Source organism: Nocardia sp. NPDC002869 (assembly GCF_046764065.1).
Lineage (GTDB): Bacteria > Actinomycetota > Actinomycetes > Mycobacteriales > Mycobacteriaceae > Nocardia > Nocardia rhamnosiphila.
The window spans coordinates 1-5,626 of the sequence record NZ_JBKOOL010000251.1 but is presented as its reverse complement, the minus strand read 5'-3'; the positions used below and the strand labels follow the sequence as shown (position 1 = coordinate 5,626).

At 66.6% G+C, this 5,626-nt stretch carries 9 protein-coding genes and 1 pseudogene; 5 read left to right on the top strand and 5 right to left on the bottom strand.

Annotated features, from left to right (window positions below; all coding sequences use genetic code 11):
* A pseudogene (locus ACLML9_RS27460) lies at positions 1-236 on the top strand (hypothetical protein); the annotation flags it as partial.
* A 123-nt stretch (positions 237-359) separates the two neighbouring features.
* The gene (locus ACLML9_RS27455; protein ID WP_411948228.1) at positions 360-1,133 is read left to right on the top strand and encodes an ESX secretion-associated protein EspG; all 774 of its coding nucleotides are present in this window, start codon (positions 360-362) and stop codon (positions 1,131-1,133) included.
* A gap of 35 nt (positions 1,134-1,168) precedes the next feature.
* Here the strand turns inward: ACLML9_RS27455 and ACLML9_RS27450 are convergent, their stop codons facing one another.
* Together ACLML9_RS27450 and ACLML9_RS27445 are read right to left on the bottom strand one after the other, a co-directional pair.
* A complete protein-coding gene (locus ACLML9_RS27450; RefSeq protein ID WP_411948227.1) occupies positions 1,169-1,747 on the bottom strand; it encodes a hypothetical protein in 579 nt (192 codons plus the stop codon).
* Positions 1,744-2,049, bottom strand: coding sequence for a hypothetical protein (locus tag ACLML9_RS27445; protein WP_411948226.1), 306 nt, complete (start codon positions 2,047-2,049; stop codon positions 1,744-1,746). Before ACLML9_RS27445 ends, ACLML9_RS27450 begins: the two co-directional genes overlap by 4 nt.
* Before the next feature lie 155 nt (positions 2,050-2,204).
* Between ACLML9_RS27445 and ACLML9_RS27440 the strand changes: the two genes are divergently transcribed.
* The gene (locus ACLML9_RS27440) at positions 2,205-3,080 is read left to right on the top strand and encodes a helix-turn-helix domain-containing protein (protein WP_411948225.1); all 876 of its coding nucleotides are present in this window, start codon (positions 2,205-2,207) and stop codon (positions 3,078-3,080) included.
* Complete coding sequence (locus tag ACLML9_RS27435; protein WP_411948224.1) at positions 3,077-3,268, top strand: DUF397 domain-containing protein; 192 nt, start codon at positions 3,077-3,079, stop codon at positions 3,266-3,268. The genes ACLML9_RS27440 and ACLML9_RS27435 overlap by 4 nt, the downstream gene beginning before the upstream one ends.
* A 143-nt stretch (positions 3,269-3,411) precedes the next feature.
* On the opposite strand, the gene ACLML9_RS27430 is transcribed toward ACLML9_RS27435, so the two are convergent.
* The 3 genes from ACLML9_RS27430 to ACLML9_RS27420 form a co-directional block, all read right to left on the bottom strand.
* On the bottom strand, positions 3,412-3,858 hold the full coding sequence (locus ACLML9_RS27430; RefSeq protein WP_411948223.1) for a nitroreductase family deazaflavin-dependent oxidoreductase: 447 nt from the start codon (positions 3,856-3,858) through the stop codon (positions 3,412-3,414).
* Between the two features lie 94 nt (positions 3,859-3,952).
* Positions 3,953-4,774, bottom strand: a complete 822-nt coding sequence (locus ACLML9_RS27425; protein WP_411948222.1) for a mycofactocin-coupled SDR family oxidoreductase — start codon at positions 4,772-4,774, stop codon at positions 3,953-3,955.
* A 115-nt stretch (positions 4,775-4,889) separates the two neighbouring features.
* Entirely contained in the window at positions 4,890-5,093 is a 204-nt protein-coding gene (locus tag ACLML9_RS27420; protein ID WP_411948221.1) for a hypothetical protein, read from the bottom strand.
* 7 nt (positions 5,094-5,100) lie between these two features.
* On the opposite strand from ACLML9_RS27420, the gene ACLML9_RS27415 reads away from it, so the two are divergent.
* Positions 5,101-5,580 carry a GNAT family N-acetyltransferase gene (locus ACLML9_RS27415; RefSeq protein ID WP_411948220.1) on the top strand — a complete coding sequence of 160 codons (480 nt, stop codon included), beginning with the start codon at positions 5,101-5,103 and terminating at the stop codon, positions 5,578-5,580.
* Positions 5,581-5,626: the final 46 nt, after the last annotated feature.

Below are 5,626 nucleotides of genomic sequence, written 5' to 3'. Positions count from 1 at the left end.
CGATGGCCGCCGCCGGCGTCCCGGCGGGTGGGTCCGCCGCCGCGGCGAACGCGGCGGCCAACCGGGGGATGACTGGTATGCCGATGGGCGGCGCCGGTGCGGGACGTGGTGGTCAGGACGACGAGTCGAAGCGTTCGACGCCCGATTATCTGATCAACCAGGAGAACACGGAGGAATTGCTGGGTGATATCCCGCCCACCATCGCCGGTGGCGTGATCGGACGCAACCCCGACTAGAAGCCGAGAGTTTCGCCGTACGAGCCGCTCGGTCAGCCGGCCGAGCGGTATTCGGTGCGGTACCGGAACGTCGCCAATACATCGCGGGAACTGTTCTCCCGCAACGAAAAAAAGGAATGATCGATGTCCGAGTGGACCTGGGAGCCGGACGATTTCGCGGCGCTGTGGTACAGCGACGCCTACGATCGGTTCCCCAGCCCACTGCGCTACACCAGCCGTTTCGCCTTCAACGACGAAGCCCGGGCGCATCGCCTCGCGGTGCGGGAGCGGTATACGCGGGAGGAACGCGCCACTATCCAGGTGGCCCTGGATACGCTGGGCACCTCGAAAATGCATATCGCGATCTTCGGCGGCACTGTCGCGCACAAACGCAGCACCGGACGCGGCGATATGCGCAACTACCGGATTGTGGGCGCGCGCTCCGAGAGTCATGCGGTGACGATGAGCCAGGCCGGTAACGCCCGCGACTTCGGGTCGATTCAGGTGCGACTGTTGCGGCCGGAGCAGCTGGCGGCACGGCTGGTGACCGCGTTGCCCGGGTGTGCGCCCGGGACGGCCGGACCCGAGACCTTCCATCCCGACGATGTGGACTCCCGGCCGGAGCAGTTCGAGAATCCGCAGCGCACCCGCGCGCGGGACCGGTATCGGCGGCTGGTCCGGAGAGAGGCCGACGGTGGCGGTTGCGCGGTGCTCCGGATGGGGCGATTCGACGCGAATGCCGACCCGCTCCGAATGCTGGAATGGCACGACATCACCGGCGACGGCCGCTACACCGAACAGCGGGGAACCCACGTCACGGTGCGCCCGGCCATCCCGGCCGAGTTCACCCGCCATTTCGGCAGCTGGCTGGAGCTGGCCTGGCGCCGGTTGACGGAGGAGCGCGCCGACGCCTGGTGAGCGCCGGCTTCGGTGCAGGCGGACACGGGGAGCATTCACAGTCCGGCCCGTTCGCGCGGGTTCGTGATCCGCAGCCTCAGTAGATGCGGCTGGTTGGCGTCGTCGAGAGCCAGCGCGGCCGTCCACAGGGACGCGTCGATGGATTCGGGTAGGCGCCAATCCCGGGGTGCGACGGCGGGGAACCGCAGGAGTATCGGGTCGGCGCCGCAGTGGTGGGGGCGGACCGCCCACCACTGACGACCGGTGGCATCGATGGTGGCGGCCGCGAGAATATCCGACCCGGCGGGCAGGCGCGCCGCGGCGGTACGGACGGGTGCCGGGATATGCCGGGCGCGGGCGCGGGAACCCAGTTGATCGGCGAAAACGAGGAAGACGAAACCGAGCCCGAACATGCCGGGGCCGAGGACGGTGCGCACCCGGGCGGCCGCCACATGGATCGGATTCGGATCCGTGACGCCCCGGCTCGGATCGACCTCGGCGCATTCGGCGTGGATCGTCTCGCCGTCGAAGCGGAATCCGAACAGTACGGGCAGCGATCCGGCGGGCACGGTCGGCAGGAAATGCGCGGTGATCTCGGCGACCGACTCGTCGTCGGGGTAGCGGATAGCGCTCATCCGAGCAGTCCCCGCGCGACGGTATGTGTCCAGAACTCGTGGCGGATCGCATCCCACAGGCGGGTGTATTCGGGGAACCGCTCGCGCATATCCGCGAGGTCGGTGCAGGTGTGGGCGGGCAGGGGCACGCCCACACCCGAAGTGTCACGCACCTCCACGATCTGGATCGCCTCGCGATCGAGCCGCCAGACGGCCAGCCGACCGTCGCATTCGGTGTGGCGCGTCGGTGCGTGTGTCTCGGCGTCGCCGTAGGCCGTCGGCAAAGCGACTTTGCGACAACGACTTCCGTATCTCTCGGACATGCGACTATGTTGCTGCAGGTCACAGACTCGGCGTGGGTCGGCGGGAGGCCGTCACGGGATCGGTCGGAAGTCGCAGCACGTTTCCCGGTACCTGCCTACGATTGTTCTCGAACTGAGAAACGCCGGGCGATTCGTTGAGAAACAGGGGAGGCACGATGCCGAGCAAGGCGGATCTCAGCGGCACCACACTGCCGCGGCGGCAACTGGGGAGAGCGTTGCGCGACGCGCGCCACGCACGCGGTTCGACGCTGGAACAGGTGGCCCAGGAGACCGAGTTCAGCCGGGCGACATTGAGCCGGATCGAGCTAGGGCAGTACGAGCGGATCAAGGTCCGGGAGGTCGAATACCTCTGCCGTTATTTCGATCTGCCGGAAGAGCGCACCCAATATCTGATGGCCATTGCGGCGGAATCGAATACCAAGGTCTGGTGGCAAGACTATCGCCACCTCCTGAACGGAGGATTCAACTCCTACCTGGAGCTGGAGTCGTATGCGACCGAATTTCGCATCTATCACTCACTTGTTGTGCCCGGTCTGCTGCAAACCGCCGACTACGCGAAAGCGGTCTTCCGTTCGTTTGCGCCAGAGGATCCGGCATCCGAGATAGATAAGCGGGTCCAGATGCGCATGCAGCGGCGCACGCGGACCATGCAGCGCCGCTGGAAGTCCAAACTCGAATTCATTCTGCATGAGGGGGTTCTGCACAGTCTCGTCGGCTCCGAACGGGTCATGGCTGCTCAGTGTCGGCAGCTCGCGGATCTCGGCACCCGGGAAAATGTGGTCGTACGGGTTATGCCGTTCGCTGCCGGCCTCCCGGCCGGCAAGGTGATTCCGCCCTTCAACCTGCTGGATTTCCCGGACTCCGAGCCTTCAGTCGTCTACGCCGAGGGAGCGATCGGCTCGATGACTTTCGAGGACGCCGAGGACGTGAAGCTCTTTCGAACGCTCTATGACACAGTTCGCGCGGCCGCACTCGACGAAACGACCTCCCGGGATCGAATCAGGAAATTGGCAAGGAGATATGAGCAATGATGGACGACCTATCAGGCATGCCGTGGTTCAAATCGTCGTACAGCGGCGGTAACGATGACTGTGTGGAAGTCGCTTGGCTGGTCTCGGGGCGGGTCGGCGTGCGGGATTCCAAGAACCCGGCCGGTCCCGCGCTGGACTTCGCGCCGGAGGACTGGGATGCCTTCATTGCCCGCATGAGTGGAGCCTGAAATGACCCCCCGGTGTCTCAGGACACCGGGGGATCGGGCGTCGACATGGGCGCACCTGACAGGTGTGCTTGTACGCGTGCGCTCAACTCGCATCGGCGGCTATCGGCTGCGGTGGGGCACCGCGGAATGGTCGTGCGACGTTGTCAGATGTTCTCGATCCGGAACAACACACAGCGGCCTGCCAGGGCGGCGAACTCATCGGGGTCGTCGCCGGTCACCACTCCGGATTTGATCATGACCGGTACGCCGGTGGGTACGAGTCGCGGGAACTCCCGGAGCACCGGCTCGCTCTCCGCCGCCGGAACCTCCACCAGGCGCACGGTCCGCGTCTTCCGTTTCGCCTTCAATTCGGCGGTCTCCGCGGCCTGCACATTCTTCACCCAATCGGCGCCGGGAATACCACCGAGAACGTATTCGGCACCGTTGAATTCGAACGGGGTCACCGGTGTGGTGCGTGGCTTTCCCGAGGTCCGCCCGGGGACCGTGAGCAGAGTCACGGGTAGGGAAACCCCGACCCGGCCGACGGCGACCATCATCCGATTCATCGGCTTCAGCCAGCGGGGGATCTCGACACGGTTGTCATCTGCCATTCGCACACCTCTTTATACCCGTGGTTCGATGAGCACGTCACCTTCCCGGCGACGACGAGCCGTCCGGCGCCGGCTCGCTGCCGCAGCGTGCAGATCACACCGTGTGGGTGCTCAGGCCGCCGGAGATGGTGAGGGCTTCGCCGTTGTAGCGGCCGCCGGAGTCGGAGACGAGTAGCAGGATCAACTCCGAGACCTCTTCCGGCTGGATCAGCCCGCCCCCGGCCTCGAACATCGCCATGGCGTCCTCGCGGGTGGGGTTTTCGTGGTCGGGCATCAGTTCGCGGTAGGTGGCGGGGTTCATGATCATGTCGGTCTGTACTCCCGAGGGCAGGACCGCGTTCACGGTGATGCCGTGCTCCGCGACCTCCTCGGCGAGCGATTTCACCAGGCCGACCACACCCCATTTCGCGGCGGCGTAGTGGCCGGATCTGCGAGCGCCCATGCGGGCGACGATGGAGGCGGTGGCGACGATCCGGCCCGAGCCGCGCTCGATCATATGCGGGACGACGGCGCGGAAGCTGTGGTAGACGCCGGTCAGGTTGACGTCGATCATGTCCTGCCAAGTCTGTTCGGGCATTTCGGCGATCAGGGCGTTGGACGCGATACCCGCGTTGGCCAGGAGGATGTCGATACGGCCGAATTCGTCGATGGCGCGGTCGGCGACGGCGTAGAGCTGTTCCTGATCACGGACGTCGGCGGTGACCGGGACGCAGCGGCGGCCGGTGTCGCCGACCAGTTTCACCGTCTCGGCGAGGTCGTCTTCCGAAGCCAGCGCGTAGGGCACGCTCGCGATCGGCGCGGCGATATCGCACAGCACGATATCGGCGCCCGCCGCGGCCAGTGTCACCGCATGCGATCGGCCTTGTCCGCGCGCCCCGCCGGTGACGACAGCGACTCTTCCGTCCAACTTCCCCATGGGTTCTCCCTCGTCCGCTTGTTGTTCCCTCATCCTCACATCGCCGGTGCGTTGCATGCCGGTTCGGAGTGTCGGCACCTTTGATGTCGGCGGGGTCCGGCGATTCCGGCAGAACTCAGCTGTCTGCGCCACTCGGCCCGGCCGCTCCGATCATGTCCAGCGCGTCCGGCGTCGGACGCACGTCCCCGAACGACCGGTGGATGGTGTGCAGGGTGGCCTTGTGGTCGCGGTCGCAGCGTGCGGCATTCGCGCCGGCGACCATGATCACCCGGAAGCCGAGGGTGTTCGCATCGCGTGCGGTGTACCGGCTGCGCGACAATCACCCGATGGATCTCGCCACGGTGCACGTCCGGCAGTTGCAGGTCGCGGAGTGGGCCGTGTTCCGGCGGATCCGGCTCCGATCGCTGGCGGACGCGCCCCATGCGTTCGGCTCCACCCTGGATGAGGCCCAGCGGCGTGGGGAGCGGGACTGGCGCGAGTTACTCGGCGGGCGTGCGCAATTCCTGGCAGCCGCCGCCGATACCGCGGTGGGGACGGTCGGCGTCACCGGAGACGGCGGCGAATCGCACCTGATCTCGATGTGGGTCGCCCCGGAAGCGCGGGGAACCGGAGTCGCCGATCTGCTGCTACACGCGGTGCTGGATCACGCCACCGTTCGCGGCGACCGGATCCGCCTGGAAGTCGTCGAGGGGAATATCGCGGCCGAACGCCTGTACTACCGCCATGGATTCCGGCGGACCGGCGTCCGGGGGAGCGTCGGCGGCGGCGATATCCGGCCTGAGTTCGAAATGGTCCTCGACCTGTAGGCGGGCCGGCCCGCCGCACCGGTTCGGTCGGCGACGCGGTGCTCAC

What these genes read in the sequence shown, in the direction of transcription:
- ACLML9_RS27455 (WP_411948228.1), top strand. Translation starts at nt 360, where the DNA reads ATGTCCGAGTGGACCTGGGAGCCGGACGATTTCGCGGCGCTGTGGTAC.
- ACLML9_RS27450 (WP_411948227.1), bottom strand. Translation starts at nt 1,747, where the DNA reads ATGAGCGCTATCCGCTACCCCGACGACGAGTCGGTCGCCGAGATCACC.
- ACLML9_RS27425 (WP_411948222.1), bottom strand. Translation starts at nt 4,774, where the DNA reads ATGGGGAAGTTGGACGGAAGAGTCGCTGTCGTCACCGGCGGGGCGCGC.
- ACLML9_RS27415 (WP_411948220.1), top strand. Translation starts at nt 5,101, where the DNA reads ATGGATCTCGCCACGGTGCACGTCCGGCAGTTGCAGGTCGCGGAGTGG.
- ACLML9_RS27435 (WP_411948224.1), top strand. Translation starts at nt 3,077, where the DNA reads ATGATGGACGACCTATCAGGCATGCCGTGGTTCAAATCGTCGTACAGC.
- ACLML9_RS27440 (WP_411948225.1), top strand. Translation starts at nt 2,205, where the DNA reads ATGCCGAGCAAGGCGGATCTCAGCGGCACCACACTGCCGCGGCGGCAA.
- ACLML9_RS27445 (WP_411948226.1), bottom strand. Translation starts at nt 2,049, where the DNA reads ATGTCCGAGAGATACGGAAGTCGTTGTCGCAAAGTCGCTTTGCCGACG.
- ACLML9_RS27430 (WP_411948223.1), bottom strand. Translation starts at nt 3,858, where the DNA reads ATGGCAGATGACAACCGTGTCGAGATCCCCCGCTGGCTGAAGCCGATG.